This is a genomic window from Pseudomonas sp. LBUM1679, from assembly GCF_059695565.1.
This window is the reverse complement of the sequence record NZ_CP166774.1, coordinates 4212608-4235547: the sequence shown is the minus strand read 5'-3', so window position 1 is coordinate 4235547 and position 22940 is coordinate 4212608. Positions and strand designations below refer to the sequence as shown.

Annotated in this window: 9 protein-coding genes and 4 pseudogenes; all 13 read left to right on the top strand. The window is 54.0% G+C overall.

Annotated features, from left to right (window positions below; translation table 11 throughout):
• Nucleotide 1: 1 nt before the first annotated feature.
• The 13 genes and pseudogenes from ACA062_RS19190 to ACA062_RS19130 all read left to right on the top strand — a co-directional run bounded on the left by ACA062_RS19190 (nucleotide 2) and on the right by ACA062_RS19130 (nucleotide 22932).
• The gene (locus ACA062_RS19190) at nucleotides 2–4213 is read left to right on the top strand and encodes an RHS repeat-associated core domain-containing protein (protein ID WP_497452512.1); all 4212 of its coding nucleotides are present in this window, start codon (nucleotides 2–4) and stop codon (nucleotides 4211–4213) included.
• Nucleotides 4214–4220: 7 nt separating this feature from the next.
• Nucleotides 4221–4832, top strand: coding sequence for a hypothetical protein (locus tag ACA062_RS19185; protein WP_497452511.1), 612 nt, complete (start codon nucleotides 4221–4223; stop codon nucleotides 4830–4832).
• A gap of 231 nt (nucleotides 4833–5063) precedes the next feature.
• Nucleotides 5064–7094 (top strand): annotated as a pseudogene (locus tag ACA062_RS19180) (RHS repeat-associated core domain-containing protein); the annotation flags it as partial.
• Between the two features lie 392 nt (nucleotides 7095–7486).
• The gene (locus ACA062_RS19175; RefSeq protein ID WP_497452510.1) at nucleotides 7487–7897 is read left to right on the top strand and encodes an immunity 22 family protein; all 411 of its coding nucleotides are present in this window, start codon (nucleotides 7487–7489) and stop codon (nucleotides 7895–7897) included.
• A gap of 61 nt (nucleotides 7898–7958) precedes the next feature.
• Nucleotides 7959–11432: pseudogene (locus tag ACA062_RS19170) on the top strand (RHS repeat-associated core domain-containing protein); the annotation flags it as partial.
• A 394-nt stretch (nucleotides 11433–11826) separates the two neighbouring features.
• Complete coding sequence (locus ACA062_RS19165) at nucleotides 11827–12141, top strand: DUF7716 domain-containing protein (protein WP_247296515.1); 315 nt, start codon at nucleotides 11827–11829, stop codon at nucleotides 12139–12141.
• A gap of 237 nt (nucleotides 12142–12378) precedes the next feature.
• A complete protein-coding gene (locus ACA062_RS19160; protein ID WP_497452509.1) occupies nucleotides 12379–13059 on the top strand; it encodes a hypothetical protein in 681 nt (226 codons plus the stop codon).
• A gap of 7 nt (nucleotides 13060–13066) precedes the next feature.
• Nucleotides 13067–13678, top strand: coding sequence for a DUF1963 domain-containing protein (locus tag ACA062_RS19155; protein WP_497452508.1), 612 nt, complete (start codon nucleotides 13067–13069; stop codon nucleotides 13676–13678).
• Nucleotides 13679–13942: 264 nt separating this feature from the next.
• Nucleotides 13943–17485: pseudogene (locus ACA062_RS19150) on the top strand (RHS repeat-associated core domain-containing protein); the annotation flags it as partial.
• A gap of 5 nt (nucleotides 17486–17490) precedes the next feature.
• Nucleotides 17491–17925 carry an SMI1/KNR4 family protein gene (locus ACA062_RS19145; protein WP_497457455.1) on the top strand — a complete coding sequence of 145 codons (435 nt, stop codon included), beginning with the start codon at nucleotides 17491–17493 and terminating at the stop codon, nucleotides 17923–17925.
• Between the two features lie 187 nt (nucleotides 17926–18112).
• Nucleotides 18113–18631, top strand: coding sequence for an SMI1/KNR4 family protein (locus tag ACA062_RS19140; protein WP_497452507.1), 519 nt, complete (start codon nucleotides 18113–18115; stop codon nucleotides 18629–18631).
• Nucleotides 18632–18797: 166 nt separating this feature from the next.
• Nucleotides 18798–21913, top strand: a pseudogene (locus tag ACA062_RS19135) (RHS repeat-associated core domain-containing protein); the annotation flags it as partial.
• Nucleotides 21913–22932, top strand: coding sequence for a hypothetical protein (locus ACA062_RS19130; protein WP_497452506.1), 1020 nt, complete (start codon nucleotides 21913–21915; stop codon nucleotides 22930–22932). The pseudogene ACA062_RS19135 and the gene ACA062_RS19130, both read left to right, overlap by 1 nt.
• Nucleotides 22933–22940: the final 8 nt, after the last annotated feature.

Sequence of the window (22940 nt, the reverse complement as noted above, 5' to 3'; positions counted from 1 at the left end):
CATGTTCGAAGCAGCTCGTTGGGGTGATGAAATTGAGCACACCAGTGCTCTTGGTGGGTTTCTCATCGGTGCAGTGATTGGGCTTGCGATTGCAACTGCTGCCGCATTCACGATTTGTACGGCTGGTTTGGGTGGAATCCTGCTGAGTATTGCAGCAGGCTTGGGTGCCAGCTTTATTCCGGCGATTGGGGAGAGCATGGGAGCGGCACGAAGTTCTCCAGCCGGAGGAATAAAGCTGGAAGGGTGCTCTGCGGATGTGTTCATCAACAACCGTAATGCTGCCCATGCAACTCTGAGTCAAGGCGCGTGTGATAAACACCCAGCGCCGGTGCTAGTTGCGGAAGGTTCGTCCAACGTATTCATCAACAACGTGGCGGCTGCGCGCAAGGGTGACAAGCTGACCTGCGGGGCGAAGATTTCGAGTGGTTCGAACAACGTATTCATTGGTGGCGGAACAGAACGCTACCTTGATGTAGACGAGGAGATACCGGGCTGGCTACGCGTTACCGTCGATGTGTTGATGATCGTCGCTTCCATGGGGCGCGCGGTAGGTCCGATCTTCCGGCTCGGACTGACACAGGGGCTGAAAGCTGCCGGTCCGTGCGCATTGAAGTTTGGGGCAACAATCGCAGGTAGCTATCTGGCCGGTCGTTTCATAATCGGACCGGCCGTAGAGCGCGCGATCGGCGGCTTAAGCGGCAATCCGGTTGATCTTACAACGGGGCGCAAAGTGTTGTTCGAGTCGGGTGAAACCGACTTTGCGCTCCCTGGGCTAATGCCCATTGAATGGTCTCGTTTCTACGCAAGTGATTTGAACGTTGAAAGCGTGCTGGGTAGAGGGTGGGTGCTGCCGTGGGAACAAAGTCTGCGCAGAAGTGGCAGCTTCGTCTACCTCACTGATAACCAGGGGCGCAGTGTGCCTTTTGTTGACGTTGAACCTGGCGATCGCACCTATAACCCTTATGAGCAAATCCACTTGGTTCGCACTGAGGGCGGTCACTACCTCCTACAGACACTCGACAACACTTTCTTCTATTTCGGCGAAGTGCCGGACGACGATACTGCTGTTCAGTTGCAGCGCATTGAAAATGCCCTGGGGCATTACCTGCACTTCACCTATTCGGCCGACAATACGCTTACCGACATCAGCGCCCCGGGCGGTGTCCGTGTTCACCTGCATTACGACAATCCTCTGGGTCGCCTGACCGACGTCAAGCGTGTAGTCGACAACCTCGCCGTCGAAACCCTGGTGCAGTACCGTTACGACGATAATGGTCAACTGATCGAAGTGATCAATCGCAACAACGATTCGGTCCGCCGCTTCAGCTACATCGATGGCGTCATGGCCGGTCACAGTAACGCCCTCGGCCTGACCTGCAATTACCGCTGGCAGACCCTCGGCGATCAGCCTCGCGTGGTGGAGCACTGGACCAGCGATGGCGAACATTTTCACTACCGCTACGACTTCAACCAGCGCGTTTCCTGGGCTACTGACGTGCTGGGGCGTGAGTTGGAAATTCAGTACAACGAGGACCGTCGCGTGATTGCCAGTCGTGATTACGGCGGCGAATGCTACGGTATTGCCCTGGACGAAGCCGGCAACATGACGGGTTTGAATCTGCCCGATGGCAACAAGCTCGCGTTCAAATACGACGACTTTTCACGCCTGATCGAAGAGACCGATCCACTGGGTCGCAAAATCAAATACAAATATCACCTCAGTACCACGCTGGTCACTGAGACGACTTTCATGGACGGCAGCACCTGGAAAGCCCGCTACGACGCCAAGGGCAACCTCATCGCCGAAGTCGACGCGCTGGGCCACAAAACCGAATACCTCAACAGCGACGACGGCCTGCCGCACACCATCATCGATGCCACACACAAGTCTAAATACCTGTGGTGGAACACCCTGGCCCAGGTCGAACGTTTCCAGGACTGCTCGGGCAAAAGCACTCATTACCGCTTCGACGACCGCCACCACCTGATCGCCGTCACCGACGCCCTGAACCAGACCACCACCCTGGAACGCAAACCCGACGGCGAAGTGCTGCGCATCCAGCACCCGGACGGCAGCACCGAGTCCTTCACCTACAACGCTCTCGGCCAGGTCCTGACGCATACCGACGGCAAAGGCCAGACCACGCGCCTGCTGCGCACCGCCCGCGGCCTGCCGAGCAGCCGCCAGGACGCCAAGGGCCAGCGCATCCGCTACGAATACGACCAGGCCATTCGCCTGACCGCGCTGGTCAATGAAAACAATGTGGCTTACCAGTTTGCCTATGATGCGTCCGACCGGTTGGTTGAAGAGAAGCGCATCGACAACCTGACCCGCCGGTTCAGCTACAACCTCGGCGGGCACCTGACGCGGGTGGATGAAATCGGCTACGGCGAGCGCGGCGAACGGCCACAGCGCCATACCGAATTCGAGCGTGACCCAATCGGCCGACTGCTCGCCAAACTCAACGCCGATGCGCGTCAGGATTACACCTACGACGAGGCTGATCGACTGCTCAGCATTGAGCGCCTGCCCACCGCCAACGGCAAGAAACTCGGCGTCAGCGAAGAGCGACTCGATTTTGCCTACGACCTGCTCGGGCGCCTGATCAAGGAGACCACACCCCAAGGTGCTCTGGCCTACGACTACGATCCGCTGAGCAACCTGACCACGCTGACCCTGCCTACTGGTCAGCACCTGAATCACCTGTACTACGGCAGCGGCCACCTGCACCAGCTCAACCTCGATGGCCAGTTGATCAGCGACATGGAGCGCGACGACCTGCACCGCGAAGTGCTGCGCACTCAAGGCACGCTCACCAGTTGTTTTGGCTATGACGCGATGGGCCGCAAGGCCTGGCAATTCGCCTCGACGTTGCCGGCAGAAAAACTCTCGCAGATTCTTAACCCGGGCATCCAGCCTGAACTATTGGTAGAGCACGCCTATAACCCGATCCACCGCCGTCACCAATACGATCCCGCCGGCGAACTGACCCGCACCCTCGACAAGCTGCGCGGCGAGATCAAGTACGACTATGAAGCCAATGGTCAACTGCACAGCCGCGACACCGGCAAGCTGGTGGACAGTGAAGAGTTCAGGTACGACGCGGCGGCGAACCGGTTGAACTTCAATACCAGCCAGTTTGATCACGTCAAAGACAACCGGATCAAGCAGTGGCGCGATCAGGAATACAGCTACGACCCGTGGGGCAATCTGATCGAAAAGCGCATTGGTCTGACCACGTTGCAGACGTTTAGCTACGACTGTGAAAACCGCCTCGTCAAAGCTGAGACGCTGGTTAACAGCAAGCTTGAAAGTGTCGGCACCTACCACTACGACAGCCTGGGCCGACGGGTAGGTAAAACCTCAATAAAAGACGGCAAAACCGAACAAAAAAACTTCCTCTGGCAAGGCCTGAGGATGCTGCGCGAAGAACAGCCGGGGCAGAGCAGCCTGTACATCTACGAGCCCGGCAGCTATGCGCCGCTGGCCCGCGTTGATCAAAGCGAAGGGGAAGAGCAGAAGCTTTACTACTTCCACACCGACCAGATCGGCACGCCGCTGGAAATGACTGACGCTGACGGAAGCATTGTCTGGCAAGCGACGTACAAGGCGTGGGGTTCCATCGAAGCGCTGGCGGTGAACGAGGTTGAGCAGAATCTGAGGTTTCAGGGGCAGTACTTCGACGACGAAACGGGGCTGCACTACAATACGTTTCGGTATTATGATCCGGAGGTTGGACGGTTTATTACGCAGGATCCGATTGGGTTGGACGGGGGGGTAAATATCTATCAGTACGCTTTGAATCCGACTCAATGGTTGGATCCTTTGGGCCTTTCTTGCTCTTCAGACTCAAGAAAACTAGCGCAAAATCTAGGTCCAAAACCGTCCGGCGGCGGTCAGTATGATGCTCATCACATTGTAATGTCCAATTCAAAAGATGTTAGGATGATAGCGTTAAGAGAAAAGATGGAAACTCTTGGTGTTGATGTAAATAGTAGAAGAAACGGCATTTGGTTGCCCAACACTGAAAAAGTTAGAGTTCCGGGAACTGTCACCACTCCGCACAAAGGTGCTGGTATACACAGTAATGCTTATAAACAATATGTGTACGATAACCTAATTGGGTCTAAAACTAAATCCGATTTCCTGCAAGGGTTAAGTGATATTCAACAGTTCCTTGCAGGCGGTAAAACCTTTCCAGCTTACAGGTAATATTTTGATGGCTATCGGCGTTAACTACGAAATGATTTTAGATGAAATGCGACTCCGGCTGAAATCAGGAGACGTTTTGTCTGAGTTCTTAGAATTAAATAAAAACCTTAAGCCAACCTCGGAAAAGTGGGCCAATTCAATTGCATGGAATTTCATTCCGTTTTATTCGGAACTGACTGGCTACGGTTTAAATAGTTTTTTGATTGGGAGTCCAAAAAATAAAAAGAAGAAAATTCAATACATATTTTCGAATGACGCTGTTGTTGAAATCAACAACTTTAACTCCCAAGGGGGGGCGGCTGATCGTAGTTTGATCATATATAATGAATCGATGTCAGAAATGCTTACGGTAGACGAGGATGATATTCCTTATCGGTTATCGCGAACATTAAAAAAAGGAGATCTGCTAGTTAGTTCGTTCATAGTGCAGGATGATGGGCAGTATTGGGTTTACGAGTATCTCTGGGAGCTTGGGGTAATAGTTGGTATTAGAGATTTCTCCTTAAATAGCGCGAAGCCCTTTGTGGATCTTTCTGTTGCATATAACGAGAGCGGGGAGGTTGATAGGATCTCGTATCTATTCAATGATGAGAAAGTTAGTGTTTACGACAAAAAATGAAGAGGGGTGGTGAGGCAGATAATTGGTCGGCTGACGTTTTGACAGACTAAGTAGATGCTTTTATGTAAGGCGCGTATTAACTGGGCCGAATCACCTTGATATGCTCTTTTACAATTTGATCTGTGGCGTGGCTGCCAACTTTGCTTCAGCAACCTGGACCATTTAGCGAGGCACACTTACTGAACTGCCTGTGTCCGTCGAGCATTACGACGACTATTACCGCTGCATCGAGAGACCGACGCACTCGGCCACAAGACCGAATACCTCAACAGCGATGACGGCCTGCCGCACACCATCATCGATGCCACGCAAAAATCCAAATACCTGTGGTGGAACACCCTGGCCCAGGTCGAGCGCTTCCAGGACTGCTCGGGTAAAAACACCCGGTATCGCTTCGACGAGCGCCACCACCTGATCGCCGTCACCGACGCTCTGAACCAGACCACCACCCTGGAACGCAAACCCGCCGGCGAAGTGCTGCGCATCCAGCACCCGGACGGCAGCGCCGAATCCTTCACCTACAACGCCCTCGGCCAGGTGCTGACCCACACCGACGGCAAAGGCCAGACCACGCGCCTGCTGCGCACCGCCTGCGGCCTGCCGAGCAGCCGCCAAGACGCCAAGGGCCAGCGCATCCGCTACGAATACGACCAGGCCGTTCGCCTGACCGCGCTGGTCAATGAAAACAATGTGGCTTACCAGTTTGCCTATGACGCGTCCGACCGCTTGATCGAAGAAAAACGCATCGACAACCTGACCCGCCAGTTCAGCTACAACCTGGGCGGGCACCTGACGCGGGTGGATGAAATCGGTTACGGCGAGCGCGGCGAACGCCCACAGCGCCATACCGAATTTGAGCGCGATGCGATTGGCCGCCTGCTAGCCAAACTCAACGCCGACGCCCGCCAGGACTACACCTACGACGACGCAGACCGCTTGCTCACCATCGAGCGCCTGCCCACCGCCAACGGCAAGAAACTCGGCGTCAGCGAAGAGAAGCTCGATTATGCCTACGACCTTTTGGGCCGCCTGATCAAGGAAACCACGCCGCAAGGTGTTCTTTCCTACGACTACGATCCACTGAGCAACCTGACCACGCTGACCCTGCCCACCGGCCAGCACCTGAACCATCTGTACTACGGCAGCGGCCACCTGCACCAGCTCAACCTCGACGGCCAGCTGATCAGCGACATGGAACGCGACGACCTGCACCGCGAAGTGCTGCGCACCCAGGGCAAGCTCACCAGCTGCTTCGGCTACGACGCCATGGGCCGCAAGGCCTGGCAGTTCGCCTCGACTCTGCCGGCGGAAAAGCTCTCGCAACTCCACAACCCCGGCATCCAGCCGCAACTGCTGGTAGAGCACGCCTACAACCCGATCCACCGCCGTCACCAGTACGACCCGGCCGGCGAACTGACCCGCACCCTCGACAAGCTGCGCGGCGAGATCAAGTACGACTATGAAGCCAATGGTCAACTGCACAGCCGCGACACCGGCAAGCTGGTGGACAGCGAAGAATTCCGCTACGACGCGGCGGCGAACCGGCTGAACTTCAACACCAGTCAGTTTGATCACGTCAAAGACAACCGGATCAAGCAGTGGCGGGATCAGGAGTATGCCTACGATGCGTGGGGCAACCTGATTGAAAAACGCAGCGGGTTGAGCCGGCTGCAGACGTTCAGTTATGACGGCGAAAATCGGCTGGTCAATGCCGAGACCTTGGTGAATGGCAAGCTGGAAAGCAGCGGTGCCTATCGCTATGACAGCTTGGGACGGCGGGTGGCCAAGGTATCAGCGGTCAACGGGGTTACCGAACAGAAGCAATTCTTGTGGCAAGGCTTGCGGATGTTGCGCGAGGAAATGCCGGGGCAGAGCAGCCTGTACCTTTACGAGCCGGGCAGTTATGCGCCCTTGGCGCGGGTGGACCAGGCGGAAGGCGGGGAGCAGACGCTCTATTACTTCCACACCGACCAGATTGGTACGCCGCTGGAGATGACCGACGTTGATGGCGCGATTGTCTGGCAGGCGACTTACAAAGCCTGGGGCGCCCTCGAAACGCTGGCGGTGAATGAGGTAGAGCAGAACCTGAGGTTCCAGGGGCAGTATTTCGACGACGAGACGGGGCTGCACTGCAATACGTTTCGGTATTATGATCCGGAGGTGGGGCGGTTTATAACGCAGGATCCGATTGGGTTGGTGGGAGGTAGTAATCTTTACTCTTATGTACCTGCTCCCACACTTTGGATTGATCCGTTGGGATGGCTCCCTTGGGATAAAGGCGGCTTTAATAGCTGGTTTAACAGTGCATCTGTCAACGATATAGTTAGCAACAAGACGGCGGTAGAGGATGCGCTTCGAAGACCAGGGGGTAAACATGAGATGTTCCCGGTTTCCATGGCTGCGAAGGCGAAAGAACTTGGCTTTACAGCCCAAGAGCTAAAAGAGATGACTGTGCCAACTAAAGATATTACTTTTGTGGGCGTCACCGACAAGCACGGCAATCTCGTGCCTGATGGCCCGCACCATGGCAGTAGTGCAGGTAGAAATTTTCATAATAAACTGATTAAAGACTTGGCTAAGGCGAACACAAAATCTCAAGCTTTGAGCGTGATTGATAGCCATCATCGTTCTCACATGAAATTAGGAAGTTGTTAATGGATACCTATGATATTGAACGTTACGAAAAGGTACATCTTTGGATTGGTACAAACTTCGAGGCAGAATCAGACTATCAAAAATATTTTGAGTTGGATTATTCTGCTGAGTTGGATGAGCCCGCATACAAGGTTTGTGAGTTTTGTAAGGATATAGGAATAAGATGGTATGATGAAGACTTTATTGGGATTATACCTAGGTCTGAAAAAGAAATCGCTTTAGACGATCTTCTTAAAAACTCCTCTGTGGATCCTGGCGAGTTAGAAAACGTTAAGGCGGAATGTGCTAACTTAGGTATAACCAAAGCTAATGCAATATTCTGGTATTCTGATGGCGGAGTTGCGGTTTCTCAACCATATAAATCTAACTATAACGGGTTAAAATATATCGGCTTGTTTGAGGGGAATTAGACTTTTTGAGGTTTTTAGATGGTTTCCTCGCCCCCTGGAACCATTGTTACCGCCTCGACACAACGTGTTTATCAATAGCACGGCGGCGGCCCGTAAAGACGACAAGATGGCCTGTGGCGCAACCATTTCCAGCAGCTCTGACAACGTGTTCATCGGCGACGGCACCCACCGTTACCTGCCGGTAGACGACGAGATTCCGGGCTGGTTGCGCACCACTGTCGATATCCTTATGGCGATTGCAGGCGCAGCAGGTGGTATCGCCCAACTGATCAAGGCCGGGACCCAGGCCGGTATGAAAGCGGTCATGCCCTGCGTGCTGAAATTCACTGCCGGTTTCGTCGCCGGTGAAGTCGCCAGTCGCTACGCCGTAGGACCGGCCATCGAACGGGCAGTGGGCGGTCTGGTCGGCAACCCCGTCGACGCCACCACCGGGCGCAAGGTCATCCCTGACGAAACCGATTTCAGCCTCCCGGGCCTGATGCCCATCGACTGGTCACGCTTCTACGCCAGCGACCTGACCGTCGACAGTGTGCTCGGCAAGGGCTGGGTGTTGCCTTGGGAACAAAGTTTGCGCCGCAGTGGCAGCTTCGTTTACCTGACCGACAATCAAGGTCGCACCGTGCCCTTCGTGAACGTGCAGCCGGGCGAGCGGGTCTACAACCCTCACGAACAGGTTTATCTGGTTTGCACCGAAGGCGGCCATTACCTGCTGCAAACCCTCGATAACATCTTCTTCTACTTCGGCGAAGTCCCCGACGACAACTCGGCGGTACCGCTGCAGCGCATCGAAAACGCCCTCGGTCACTTCCTGCATTTCACCCACACCGTTGAAGGCAAGCTCACCGACATCAGCGCAACTGGCGGTGTGCGGGTGCACCTGCATTACGACAATCCATTGGGCCGCCTGACCGACGTTAAACGCATCGTTGACAACCAGGCTGTTGAAACCCTGGTGCAGTATCGCTATGACGATAACGGCCAGCTCATCGAAGTGATCAATCGCAACAACGATTCGGTCCGCCGTTTCAGCTACATCGATGGCGTCATGGCCAGTCACAGCAATGCCTTGGGCCTGAGCTGCCATTACCGCTGGCAGACCCTCGGCGACCAGCCCCGCGTCGTGGAACACTGGACCAGCGATGGCGAGCATTTCCATTTTCGCTACGACTTGAACGCCCGCACCACCTGGATCACCGACGTGCTCGGGCGCGAAGCCGAGATCCACTACAACAGCGATCACCGCGTTACCTCCAGTCGCGACTTCGGTGGCGAGCACTACGTCATCGAGATCGACGACACCGGCAACATGACCGGCCTCACATTGCCCGACGGCAATGTCGTCAAACTCAAGTACGACGAATACGCGCGGCTGCTGGAAGAAACCGATCCGCTCGGGCGCAAGATCAAGTACCAGTACCACCACCTGACAACCCTGGTCACCCAGGTCGACTACCCCGACGGCAGCACCTGGAAAGCCCGCTACGACGCCAAGGGCAACCTCATCGCCGAAGTCGACGCGCTGGGCCACAAAACCGAATACCTCAACAGCGACGACGGCCTGCCGCACACCATCATCGACGCCACGCACAAGTCCAAATACCTGTGGTGGAACACCCGGGCCCAGGTCGAGCGCTTCCAGGACTGCTCGGGCAAAAGCACGTATTACCGCTACGACGAGCGCCACCACCTCGTCGCCGTCACCGACGCGCTGAACCAGACCACCACCCTGGAACGCAAACCCGACGGCGAAGTGCTGCGCATCCAGCACCCGGATGGCAGCGCCGAGTCCTTCACCTACAACGCCCTCGGCCAGGTGCTGACGCACACCGATGGCAAAGGCCAGACCACCCGCCTGCTGCGCACCGCCCGCGGTTTGCCAAGCAGCCGCCAGGACGCCAAGGGCCAGCGCATCCGCTACGAGTACGACAAGGCCTTTCGCCTGACCGCGCTGGTCAATGAAAACAATGCGGCCTACCAGTTTGCCTATGACGCGTCCGACCGTCTGGTTGAAGAAAAACGCATCGACAACCTGACCCGCCAGTTCAGCTACAACCTGGGCGGGCACCTGACGCGAGTCAACGAAATCGGCTACGGCGAACGCGCTGACCGGCCACAGCGCAGTACCGAATTTGAACGCGATGCCATCGGCCGCCTGCTGGCCAAACTCAACGCCGACGCGCGTCAGGATTACACCTACGACGACGCAGACCGCTTGCTCACCATCGAGCGCCTGCCTACCGCCAACGGCAAAAAACTCGGCGTCGGCGAAGAGAAACTCGATTTTGCCTACGACCTGCTGGGCCGCCTGATCAAGGAGACCACACCCCAAGGTGCTCTGGCCTACGACTACGATCCGCTGAGCAACCTGACCACGCTGACCCTGCCTACTGGTCAGCACCTGAATCACCTGTACTACGGCAGCGGCCACCTGCACCAGCTCAACCTCGATGGCCAGTTGATCAGCGACATGGAGCGCGACGACCTGCACCGCGAAGTGCTGCGCACTCAAGGCACGCTCACCAGTTGTTTTGGCTATGACGCGATGGGCCGCAAGGCCTGGCAATTCGCCTCGACGTTGCCGGCAGAGAAACTCTCGCAGATTCTTAACCCGGGCATCCAGCCTGAACTATTGGTAGAACACGCCTACAACCCGATCCACCGCCGTCACCAGTACGACCCGGCCGGCGAACTGACCCGCACCCTCGACAAGCTGCGCGGCGAGATCAAGTACGACTATGAAGCCAATGGTCAACTGCACAGCCGCGACACCGGCAAGCTGGTGGACAGCGAAGAATTCCGCTACGACGCGGCGGCGAACCGGTTGAACTTCAACACCAGCCAGTTTGATCACGTGAGGGACAACCGGATCAAGCAGTGGCGCGATCAGGAATATGCCTACGATGCGTGGGGCAACCTGATTGAAAAGCGCAGCGGGTTGAGCCGGCTGCAGACGTTCAGTTATGACGGCGAAAATCGGCTGGTCAAGGCCGAGACCTTGGTGAATGGCAAGCTGGAAAGCAGCGGTGCCTATCGCTATGACAGCCTCGGCCGACGGGTAGGTAAAACCTCAGTAAAAGGCGGCAAAACCGAACACAAGAACTTCCTCTGGCAAGGCCTGAGGATGCTGCGCGAAGAACAGCCGGGGCAGAGCAGCCTGTACATCTACGAGCCCGGCAGCTATGCGCCGCTGGCCCGCGTTGATCAAAGCGAAGGGGAAGAGCAGAAGCTTTACTACTTCCACACCGACCAGATTGGTACGCCGTTGGAGATGACCGACGTTGATGGCGCGATTGTCTGGCAGGCGACGTACAAGGCGTGGGGTTCCATCGAAACGCTGGCGGTGAACGAGGTTGAGCAGAACCTGAGGTTTCAGGGTCAGTATTTCGATGATGAGACGGGGCTGCATTACAATACGTTTAGGTATTACGATCCGCAGGTTGGGCGCTTTATAACGCAGGATCCGATTGGGCTGGATGGTGGACTCAACCTTTATCGATACGTTACGAGTCCTACTGGTTGGATCGATCCTCTTGGATGGACTGGAATAGATGGAAGCGGCAGGCCGCTATCGAGCAGTCAGTATAGTGTGTGGACCAGTGTGGAAATGCCATCAGAAATTCATGCGTCTGACCGGCCGGTACACTTCCGGTATGCAAACGAAGAGTTATACAATCGGACGTTAAAATATCCAGAGCTGAAATCCTCCCTTCCACCTGAGGTGGTGACGCATATTCAGCCTGGGCCTAGAGGAGGATTTAAGCAAACCAGTCCGCCAAATCATTCTTGGCACCATAATGCTCAGACTCCTAAGGATATCGAGTTGATACCTAGGGCTCAGCATCAGGCGGCCGGACCGGTACAGCAAAGCCTCCATCCTAATCAGCAGGGTGGCTTCAAAAAATTGCAAAACTCTGCGTGTTGAGGTGAGTATGAAAACCTATAGTATTAGAGAAGTTTTAGAGAATATCGGGCAGATGCCAGAGACATGGTTTTATTTGCCAGCTACGACATGGACGTTGGATACGAAAGGAGCATTTTCTTTAGATAGTTGGGATTTTCCGCCCGACTCAACGGATTACCTTCCTCCACAGGTAGCTAGCGAGGGATGGAAGGCATCACTTGATAAAGCATCAATTGAAGATGTGATTTCAAATCTTGATCAGCAGTTACCTAACCCAACAATTGATGAGTATTTTGAAGCGTTTAAGTTTTACTTTGAAAATGATGCGTTCATTGTTTTATAAGTCTTTCAGTTTTTAGAAACAAGAGCAATGCGCTTGCTCGTTAGCGGCAAGCGCAGCTCTTTGAAGCTCATTAAGACACATCTTGGCGTGATTGGGCTGCGTGAGTTGGGCGTCCCGCTAGGGCTAAATAAAAACTCTATCAGGGCAGGAGTGTGTTAATGAAACTGCGGACACCTTCAAATAATTAACCAGATAACTACTGGATTTTCTTATGATCGCGAGCATAGCCTTGATCACTTGAAGTTTTATGAGTGTAAAAAGATTTCTGCCTCTAAGCCTGCTCCAAAAATGACGTTGAAGAATAAGATTTCTGTCGCGGCTATTCGCCGGTACGACTATTTATTTAGCGACGGGCCGGATTTGGTAAGCTCTAGGCTTGCAGGTATTATTAATTCTTCAGCATTGGCCGATGGTGTACAGCTTATTCGCACGGACGTCACCATAAATGGTGAAGGCTATAATGATTATTTTATAATTAATTATCTGAGGTCCGAGTCGGCTTTTGATATGGCTCAGTCTATTAATAAACCACTGGCCAGGTCTATGCCTGAAGGTCCCAAGAAGTTTAATAGCATTGCCCTGCTTAATAAAGATCCAGTCAGTAACATTTTTCGGGCTCTGGAAAGCAGTTCTCACGTAGTGTGTTCTGATCAAGCTGTTGCGTTTTTTAAGGCTAACCCAGTTAATCACACCAGAGGCCCTCTAAAAGACACTAGAGGCATTGGTGGCACTCACTGGCACGAAACGCAAATTCGTGAGAGTCAAGGTCTTGGCAGAAATGAGTTCGCACCTTCACTCAAGCGAGAACTAGATATAACCTCTGGCGCACTGAGAAAAAGTGGAGTGCCTAGCTCGCGAGTTAAGCAGCTAAAAAGAATGGCGAAAAAATTTCATAGCGGTTTAAGCACATGCGGATGAGGTCATTATGATAAAGGTCAAACAGATTATTCCTTCCGATAGCGTTGCTGTTTCTTCGGGAGTCACTCTCGGAGGGCAGGTAGCTGAGGTCGTAGCATGGCCGCTAAACCCAGATGGTGATCCGCTTACCTTAGTTGCTTCTATAGACTGTTCTAAAATTAAAGGCGATACAAAAAAAAGTAGCATTCCAAGTGAAGGCGTGCTGTACGTTTTTTCTACTTACAGCAAGTCAGACTATTTTCTCGAGAATATAACGTATAGCGGCGATCCCTCAGAGTTAGATTTAATTTTGAGTGGGTATACTCTAGTTGTGCTTGGAGACGGCGGGGTGTTTCAAACTAGCCCTGTCGACAGTATTCCTGAGATGGCGACAGAGTTAAAAGATAGGCAAATAGAAGATGAAGGCTTCCCCGTTTTTTCTATGATTTCAGATTTGGCTCCGCATGGCATGATCGTTCCGGAAGCTCTGATTTTAGACTATGATTTTATCTGCCAGCTATATTCAGCAGATTTTTCAGAGCCATTTAAAGATATATTTTATCTCAGTGATGCAGTTGGATATTTGTTCTTGAAAAAAGATGGAAGAGGAGAAGGGTTGTTTTTTGTTCAGACGGGTTGAAGACTAGAGCATTCCTAATCGGTCGAACAGAACCTGCGCGTTGGGGGCCAGAATTTCGACGTTGAGACGGCGCTGTATTACTACGGAGCCCTGAACGGGTTCCTCAACGGGGCCGCGCTGATGCCACGGTCGCGAAGTTCACCTGTGGGTTCTGTTTGGCCCTGTAGGCGGGTCTGGCCGCAGGCGTGGGAGGTAGCCTGCGGACTTCGTTGAGGGAAGCAATAGGCAGCAGTTTTTCCTCGCCCTCCGGCACCATCGTTCTCTGTCGACGCCACCACCGGGCGCAAGGTCATCCCTGACGAAACCGACTTCAGCCTCCCCGGCCTGATGCCCATCGACTGGTCACGCTTCTACGCCAGCGACCTGGCCGTCGACAGTGTGCTCGGCAAGGGTTGGGTGTTGCCTTGGGAACAAAGCCTGCGACGCAGCGGCCGCTTCGTTTACCTGACCGACAACCAGGGGCGCACCGTGCCCTTCGTGGACGTGCAGCCGGGCGAGCGCGTCTACAACCCTCACGAACAGGTCTATCTGGTTTGCACCGAAGGCGGCCATTATCTGCTGCAAACCCTCGATAACATCTTCTTCTACTTCGGCGAAGTCCCCGAGGACAACTCGGCTGTACCCCTGCAGCGCATCGAAAACGCCCTCGGTCACTTCCTGCATTTCACCCACACCGTTGAAGGCAAGCTCTCCGACATCAGCGCCACTGGCGGTGTGCGGGTGCACCTGCATTACGACAACCCGTTGGGCCGCCTGACCGACGTTAAACGCATCGTTGACAACCAGGCTGTTGAAACCCTGGTGCAGTATCGCTATGACGATAACAGCCAGCTCATCGAAGTGATCAATCGCAACAGCGATTCGGTCCGCCGCTTCAGCTACATCGATGGCGTCATGGTCAGTCACAGTAACGCCCTCGGCCTGACCTGCAACTACCGCTGGCAGACCCTCGGCGACCAGCCCCGCGTGGTGGAACACTGGACCAGCGATGGCGAGCACTTCCATTTTCGCTACGACTTGAACGCCCGCACCACTTGGATCACCGACGTGCTCGGGCGCGAAGCCGAGATCCACTACAACAGCGATCACCGCGTCACCTCCAGCCGCGACTTCGGTGGCGAGCACTACGTTATCGAGATCGATGACACCGGCAACATGACCGGCCTCACATTGCCCGACGGCAATATCGTCACGCTCAAGTACGACGAATACGCTCGACTGCTGGAAGAAACCGACCCGCTCGGGCGCAAGATCAAGTACCAGTACCATCACCTGACGACCCTGGTTACGCAGGTTGATTACCCTGACGGCAGCACCTGGAAAGCCCGCTACGACGCCAAGGGCAACCTCATTGCCGAAGTCGACGCGCTGGGCCACAAAACCGAATACCTCAACAGCGATGACGGCCTGCCGCACACCATCATCGATGCCACGCAAAAATCCAAATACCTGTGGTGGAACACCCTGGCCCAGGTCGAGCGCTTCCAGGACTGCTCGGGTAAAAACACCCGGTATCGCTTCGACGAGCGCCACCACCTGATCGCCGTCACCGACGCTCTGAACCAGACCACCACCCTGGAACGCAAACCCGCCGGCGAAGTGCTGCGCATCCAGCACCCGGACGGCAGCGCCGAATCCTTCACCTACAACGCCCTCGGCCAGGTGCTGACCCACACCGACGGCAAAGGCCAGACCACGCGCCTGCTGCGCACCGCCCGCGGCCTGCCGAGCAGCCGCCAAGACGCCAAGGGCCAACGCATCCGCTACGAATACGACCAGGTCATTCGCCTGACCGCGCTGGTCAACGAAAACAATGCGGCCTACCAGTTTGCCTACGACGCATCCGACCGCCTGGTCGAAGAAAAACGCATCGACAATCTGACGCGCCGCTTCAGCTACAACCTGGGTGGGCACCTGACGCGGGTGGACGAAATCGGCTACGGCGAGCGCGGCGAACGGCCACAGCGCCATACCGAATTCGAACGCGATGCCATCGGCCGCCTGCTGGCCAAACTCAACGCCGATGCGCGTCAGGATTACACCTACGACGAGGCTGATCGACTGCTCAGCATTGAGCGCCTGCCCACCGCCAACGGCAAGAAACTCGGCGTCAGCGAAGAGAAACTCGATTTTGCCTACGACCTGCTCGGGCGCCTGATCAAGGAGACCACACCCCAAGGTGCTCTGGCCTACGACTACGATCCGCTGAGCAACCTGACCACGCTGACCCTGCCCAGCGGCCAGCAGCTGAACCATCTGTACTACGGCAGCGGCCACCTGCACCAGCTCAACCTCGATGGCCAGTTAATCAGCGACATGGAACGCGACGACCTGCACCGCGAAGTGCTGCGCACCCAGGGGCACCTCACCAGCTGCTACGGCTACGACGCCATGGGCCGCAAGGCCTGGCAGTTCGCCTCGACTCTGCCGGCGGAAAAGCTCTCGCAACTCCACAACCCCGGCATCCAGCCGCAACTGCTGGTAGAGCACGCCTACAACCCGATCCACCGCCGTCACCAGTACGACCCGGCCGGCGAACTGACCCGCACCCTCGACAAGCTGCGCGGCGAGATCAAGTACGACTATGAAGCCAATGGTCAACTGCACAGCCGCGACACCGGCAAGCTGGTGGACAGTGAAGAATTCCGCTACGACGCGGCGGCGAACCGGCTGAACTTCAACACCAGTCAGTTTGATCATGTGAAGGACAACCGGATCAAGCAGTGGCGGGATCAGGAATATGCCTACGATGCGTGGGGCAACCTGATTGAAAAACGCAGCGGGTTGAGCCGGCTGCAGACGTTCAGTTATGACGGCGAAAATCGGCTGGTCAATGCCGAGACCTTGGTCAATGGCAAGCTGGAAAGCAGCGGTGCTTATCGTTATGACAGCTTGGGCCGGCGCGTGGCCAAGGTGTCCGCGGTGAACGGGGTCACGGAACAGAAGCATTTCCTGTGGCAAGGTCTGCGGATGTTGCGCGAGGAAACGCCGGGGCAAAGCAGTCTGTACCTCTACGAGCCGGGCAGTTATGCGCCGTTGGCGCGGGTGGACCAGGCGGAAGGTGGGGAGCAGACGCTCTATTACTTCCATACCGACCAGATCGGGACGCCGCTGGAGATGACGGACCGGGAGGGGCGGATTGTCTGGCAGGCGACGTACAAGGCGTGGGGGGCGCTGGAGCGGCTGGAGGTCAATGAGGTCAAGCAGAACCTGCGGTTTCAAGGGCAGTATTTCGACGACGAGACGGGGCTGCACTACAATACATTTCGGTATTACGATCCGGGGGTGGGGCGGTTTATTACGCAGGATCCGATTGGGTTGTCGGGTGGGTTTAACCTTTACCGATATGCACCTAACTCAACTGGATGGATAGACCCTTATGGGTTGACCGGGTTCTTCGCGCCGTCTACATTCACTGCTCCGTCTGGTAGTGTCCACACTGTTTATCAGCAAGCGATCGATTGGGACTTGCCGGTTAATACTCGGGATGGCACCAGAACTAACTTGGATTTAGCCTCTGAGGGGAGAAGTCCGTTTGTGGTTAAAAATGGAAGCTACTCACAACTTAATTTGCACCATTCAAAACAAGACGGCTTGGGCTCTCTTTTTGAATTGTCTGCTGACACGCATCAGAAATTTGGTAAAAGCAATGCGCTCCATCCTCATCTGCCAGGTCAGCATCCGATTAATCCTGTGGATAGAGATCTATTTAACGGAGATCGGGAGGCGTATTGGAAAGGGCGTGCGCAGTCGGAAGTAAAAAATAGAAACTCTGGGAGCTCTAAAGGCTCTATGAATTGCGGGTGAAAAAAATGATATCTAAGAAAGTTGTTGATTATTGTAAGCAGCAAGGCTGGTGGTATGATGATGCTAGTCCGGATTATGAAGTGGAGCTCAAAAAGTTAGGTGTTGATCTTTCAACTGACTTCGCTCAATTCTATCTTCATGTCGAAGATGGACCTACTTTTATTAGCCGTGGCAAAGAAATATATCAAATTTGCTGGTTTTCCAAAAATACTAATTTTGATTTGACGCTAAAACGAACCCGCGAAACGCTCGGCCTTCCTCAGGACTATCTTCCGCTGGATAGTTTTGAGGGGGAGAGTGGGTTTTTCTATAATAAAAAAACAGAAGTAGTAATAGAAATATCTCTCGGTGATTCTATTGTTGAATTTCAACAAGGGCAGTTGAAACCTCAATGGTCGAATTTTAGTGAATTCTTGGAGAGCTTTTTTGAGTTGGCTTAAGCGAGTGCGTATGGCCGATTAGATTTCGGCGCCATTCGTGACATAACGTTTGAGGGCATGACTGGCGAAGAGCCCTCGCACATTCGACAACTGCGTGGAGAGATCAAATACGAGGATATACATCAAATTTACCCACGCCCCAGCGGAGTAAAAAATATGAAATTCACATACTGAGGTCTGTCGGGATATGCCAGTAGTATATAAAGCAGGTTTGAAATCTGCAGATGTTGATTATATTGAGATTGAAATTAATAGGGTTTTCTCTGCAGAGTATAGGGAATTTTTGTCTGGAATGAATGGGTTTTACTTAACGGCTCCTGATTACGTGCAGCTACCATTAAGCGCTGTTGATGAGGGTACTATAAGTTTTGACCGTTTTTTTGGGCTCTTGCCTGAAGAAGAGTGCAATGATGTGGTTAGTTTTAATAAGGAATTTATTGATGAGCTCGGCTTTCTCGACGAGGCCGTAGCTATAGGAGAGGATGGAGGCGGGAATCCTTACGTGATGATTGGCAAGCGGGGGAAGCAAGGTGTTTATTATTGGGACAGAACTCATCTTCACGAATCTGACTCGAAAAATAATTGTGACATTCCAGAACAGAATGATTGCGGGAATTTGTTTTTTGTCTCTGGAAGCTTCGATGAATTTTATGATTTAGTTGTTAAATGTGGTGGTGCCCGGATTTTATTGAGGAGGTTTAAATAAAGTTGTCGCTTGGCAACGAGATAGAAAAAGTCGGGTGCTGGGATTGTCTGTGAGATTTGATTAAGTTCTTTAAAATTTAATTTTTTGAGTGGCTGCGATTATCGCTTCAGCCACTCACCTCTGCGCTTTTATTGGCGCAAGTTAGGTGCACACGGCAGAAAGCGCTCTCAGCGCCACCGGCGGCGTTCGCGTTCACTGCATTACGACAATCCATTGGGCCGCCTGACCGACGTTAAACGCATCGTTGACAACCAGGCTGTTGAAACCCTGGTGCAGTATCGCTATGACGATAACGGCCAGCTCATCGAAGTGATCAATCGCAACAACGATTCGGTCCGCCGTTTCAGCTACATCGATGGCGTCATGGCCAGTCACAGCAATGCCTTGGGCCTGAGCTGCCATTACCGCTGGCAGACCCTCGGCGACCAGCCCCGCGTCGTGGAACACTGGACCAGCGATGGCGAGCATTTCCATTTTCGCTACGACTTGAACGCCCGCACCACCTGGATCACCGACGTGCTCGGGCGCGAAGCCGAGATCCACTACAACAGCGATCACCGCGTTACCTCCAGTCGCGACTTCGGTGGCGAGCACTACGTCATCGAGATCGACGACACCGGCAACATGACCGGCCTCACATTGCCCGACGGCAATGTCGTCAAACTCAAGTACGACGAATACGCGCGGCTGCTGGAAGAAACCGATCCGCTCGGGCGCAAGATCAAGTACCAGTACCACCACCTGACAACCCTGGTCACCCAGGTCGACTACCCCGACGGCAGCACCTGGAAAGCCCGCTACGACGCCAAGGGCAACCTCATCGCCGAAGTCGACGCGCTGGGCCACAAAACCGAATACCTCAACAGCGACGACGGCCTGCCGCACACCATCATCGACGCCACGCACAAGTCCAAATACCTGTGGTGGAACACCCGGGCCCAGGTCGAGCGCTTCCAGGACTGCTCGGGCAAAAGCACGTATTACCGCTACGACGAGCGCCACCACCTCGTCGCCGTCACCGACGCGCTGAACCAGACCACCACCCTGGAACGCAAACCCGACGGCGAAGTGCTGCGCATCCAGCACCCGGATGGCAGCGCCGAGTCCTTCACCTACAACGCCCTCGGCCAGGTGCTGACGCACACCGATGGCAAAGGCCAGACCACCCGCCTGCTGCGCACCGCCCGCGGTTTGCCAAGCAGCCGCCAGGACGCCAAGGGCCAGCGCATCCGCTACGAGTACGACAAGGCCTTTCGCCTGACCGCGCTGGTCAATGAAAACAATGCGGCCTACCAGTTTGCCTATGACGCGTCCGACCGTCTGGTTGAAGAAAAACGCATCGACAACCTGACCCGCCAGTTCAGCTACAACCTGGGCGGGCACCTGACGCGAGTCAACGAAATCGGCTACGGCGAACGCGCTGACCGGCCACAGCGCAGTACCGAATTTGAACGCGATGCCATCGGCCGCCTGCTGGCCAAACTCAACGCCGACGCGCGTCAGGATTACACCTACGACGACGCAGACCGCTTGCTCACCATCGAGCGCCTGCCTACCGCCAACGGCAAAAAACTCGGCGTCGGCGAAGAGAAACTCGATTTTGCCTACGACCTGCTGGGCCGCCTGATCAAAGAGACCACGCCACAAGGCGCCCTGGCCTACGAATACGATCCGCTCAGCAACTTGACCACGCTGACGTTGCCTACCGGCCAGCACCTGAATCATCTCTACTACGGCAGCGGCCACCTGCACCAACTCAATCTCGACGGCCAGCTCATCAGCGACATGGAACGCGATGACCTGCACCGCGAAGTGCTGCACACCCAGGGCAACCTCACCAGTTGTTTTGGCTATGACGCCATGGGGCGCAAGGCCTGGCAGTTCGCCTCGACGCTACCGGCAGAAAAGCTTTCGCAGGTGCACAACCCCGGCATCAACACCAGTCTGCTGGTGGAGCACGCCTACAACCCGATCCATCGCCGTCACCAATACGATCCTGGCGGCGAACTGACCCGCACCCTCGACAAACTGCGCGGCGAAATCAAATACGAATACGAGGCCAACGGCCAGTTGCACAGCCGCGACACCGGCCAGCTCGTCGACAGCGAAGAATTCCGCTACGACGCTGCGGCCAATCGTTTGAACTTCAGCACCAGTCAGTTCGATCACGTCAAAGACAACCGCATCAAGCAGTGGCGCGATCAGGAATACAGCTACAATCCATGGGGCAACCTAATCGAAAAACGGATCGGTCTGACCACGCTGCAGACCTTCAGCTACGACTGTGAAAACCGCCTAGTCAAAGCGGAGACGCTGGTTAACAGCAATCTTGAAAGTATTGGCACGTATCGCTATGACAGCCTCGGCCGACGGGTAGGTAAAACCTCAGTAAAAGGCGGCAAAACCGAACACAAGAACTTCCTCTGGCAAGGCCTGAGGATGCTGCGCGAAGAACAGCCGGGGCAGAGCAGCCTGTACATTTACGAGCTGGGTAGCTATGCGCCGTTGGCCCGCGTTGATCAAAGCGAAGGGGAAGAGCAGAAGCTTTACTACTTCCACACCGACCAGATTGGTACGCCACTGGAAATGACTGACGCTGACGGAAGTATTGTCTGGCAGGCAACGTACAAGGCCTGGGGTTCCATTGAAACGCTGGCCGTGAACGAGGTTGAGCAGAACCTGAGGTTTCAGGGGCAGTATTTCGACGACGAAACGGGGCTGCACTACAATACTTTTCGGTATTACGATCCGCAGGTTGGGCGGTTTATTACGCAGGATCCGATTGGGTTGTTGGGGGGGGATAATCTTTATAGGTACGCACCTAATTCGATCGCCTGGATTGATCCCTTGGGATGGATGCCTTTGGGTAATCCGGTTTCACTTGGGCATCATATGGTTCCACATGCTGCTGCGACTAAACTTGGAGTCGCTCCTTTCAACTCAATCCATAATGTGCCATCCATGTACTGGTTAGAACCTGGGCAATGGAACAGGTTGGAGCATAGTGGCATGCATGGTTATAATGATATCGGAACTAGTACTAAACCTCTTATTAATACGGATGCAATTCGAGCGAAAGGTCTAACTAATGACGGTTGGCTAAAATCACTGGAGGCTCATTATAATAATCCGGAAATTGCTCACTATCGTGGCGATCTAAGAATAATTGAAAACGGGAAGCCAGGTAAAATTCTTGCTTCAAATGTGTCCCCAGCAAAAGCTTGGGAGGCAACTAAGAAATGGGCGAGAAGTAAAGGATTTAGCATGGGAGGATGTAGCTGATGTCTAGTGAACGTATAAAATACATCACGCTAAATGATTCAAGAATTATAGCTAGCGCGATACTAAATTTTGGAGAAAAATCGATAAGCTTATCTGAATATGATTTTTCTGATTTTTCAAAAGTTCAGCGTAAGGTGATTTTTGGTTTGGCAAGATCTGAGGGTTCCGTTAGGTATGGCCCCGCCGTAAAGTCAACTATTTTATCGAGAAAACAAATTTCATTTGATTTGATTTTAGATTGCCAAGAAGTGTCTATTGAGCTAGACGGGAAGTGCATTGTGCTCAATGTCGAACCTTTGAAGGCTGGGAAGTTTAATCTTGAACTCACTGTATTTTTGGATAGGCCTCTAGAAGCGCTAGGTGAAGTGCCTGACCACATTAAGCCATTACTCCAGTACAGTGAAATCGTTTCCGTAGTCGCGATATTGTCCGAATGCAACGGCTCAGCGACGATGCCTATGCGTTATCCTGGACCAGTTTATGATGGTGCCGATCGCCTCGGTTTTTTTCTTGCTGATATTGATAAGATGGACGATTTTATAAAGGCAAACTCACCGGATGAAGTAGTTGACCTGCAGAAAGAATTTTGTACAACTGAAATTGCAAATGACTTGTTCGCAGCCGGTCTCCTAGTGTTGGTCTGGGGGATGACCCCTTGGCATTATTATATTTACGGTCTTGCCACGGCTGCTGATTTTGATCTTGTGCCAAGTGTTAGTAATCCTCAGTTCAGCGGCAGTTATAAAATTCGGGAGGACATAAAAAAACTTAGCGTCGTCCCGGGAGAGCAGCTATTAAATTGGCCGCTATGCCGGGCGCAGGAATGGCCAAAAATAGAACTTGCAGGTGATGGCGAAGCGGTGGCCGTTAATGTCCATCTTAGAAGCTTTGATCCCATACACGGTGAGTTTGGCCCGTCGCTTGCGGTAATCACAGTGCACAGGAGCAATTCTGATCCAATAATTGAACCACTGCTGGCCGTAGATATTGAAAGCGTCATGATTGAACCCGGGTACTGAGTTCCTGC

Coding starts and splice junctions, on each gene's coding strand:
- ACA062_RS19190 (WP_497452512.1), top strand. CDS start 2: ATGTTCGAAGCAGCTCGTTGGGGTGATGAAATTGAGCACACCAGTGCT.
- ACA062_RS19185 (WP_497452511.1), top strand. CDS start 4,221: ATGGCTATCGGCGTTAACTACGAAATGATTTTAGATGAAATGCGACTC.
- ACA062_RS19175 (WP_497452510.1), top strand. CDS start 7,487: ATGGATACCTATGATATTGAACGTTACGAAAAGGTACATCTTTGGATT.
- ACA062_RS19165 (WP_247296515.1), top strand. CDS start 11,827: ATGAAAACCTATAGTATTAGAGAAGTTTTAGAGAATATCGGGCAGATG.
- ACA062_RS19155 (WP_497452508.1), top strand. CDS start 13,067: ATGATAAAGGTCAAACAGATTATTCCTTCCGATAGCGTTGCTGTTTCT.
- ACA062_RS19145 (WP_497457455.1), top strand. CDS start 17,491: ATGATATCTAAGAAAGTTGTTGATTATTGTAAGCAGCAAGGCTGGTGG.
- ACA062_RS19140 (WP_497452507.1), top strand. CDS start 18,113: ATGCCAGTAGTATATAAAGCAGGTTTGAAATCTGCAGATGTTGATTAT.
- ACA062_RS19130 (WP_497452506.1), top strand. CDS start 21,913: ATGTCTAGTGAACGTATAAAATACATCACGCTAAATGATTCAAGAATT.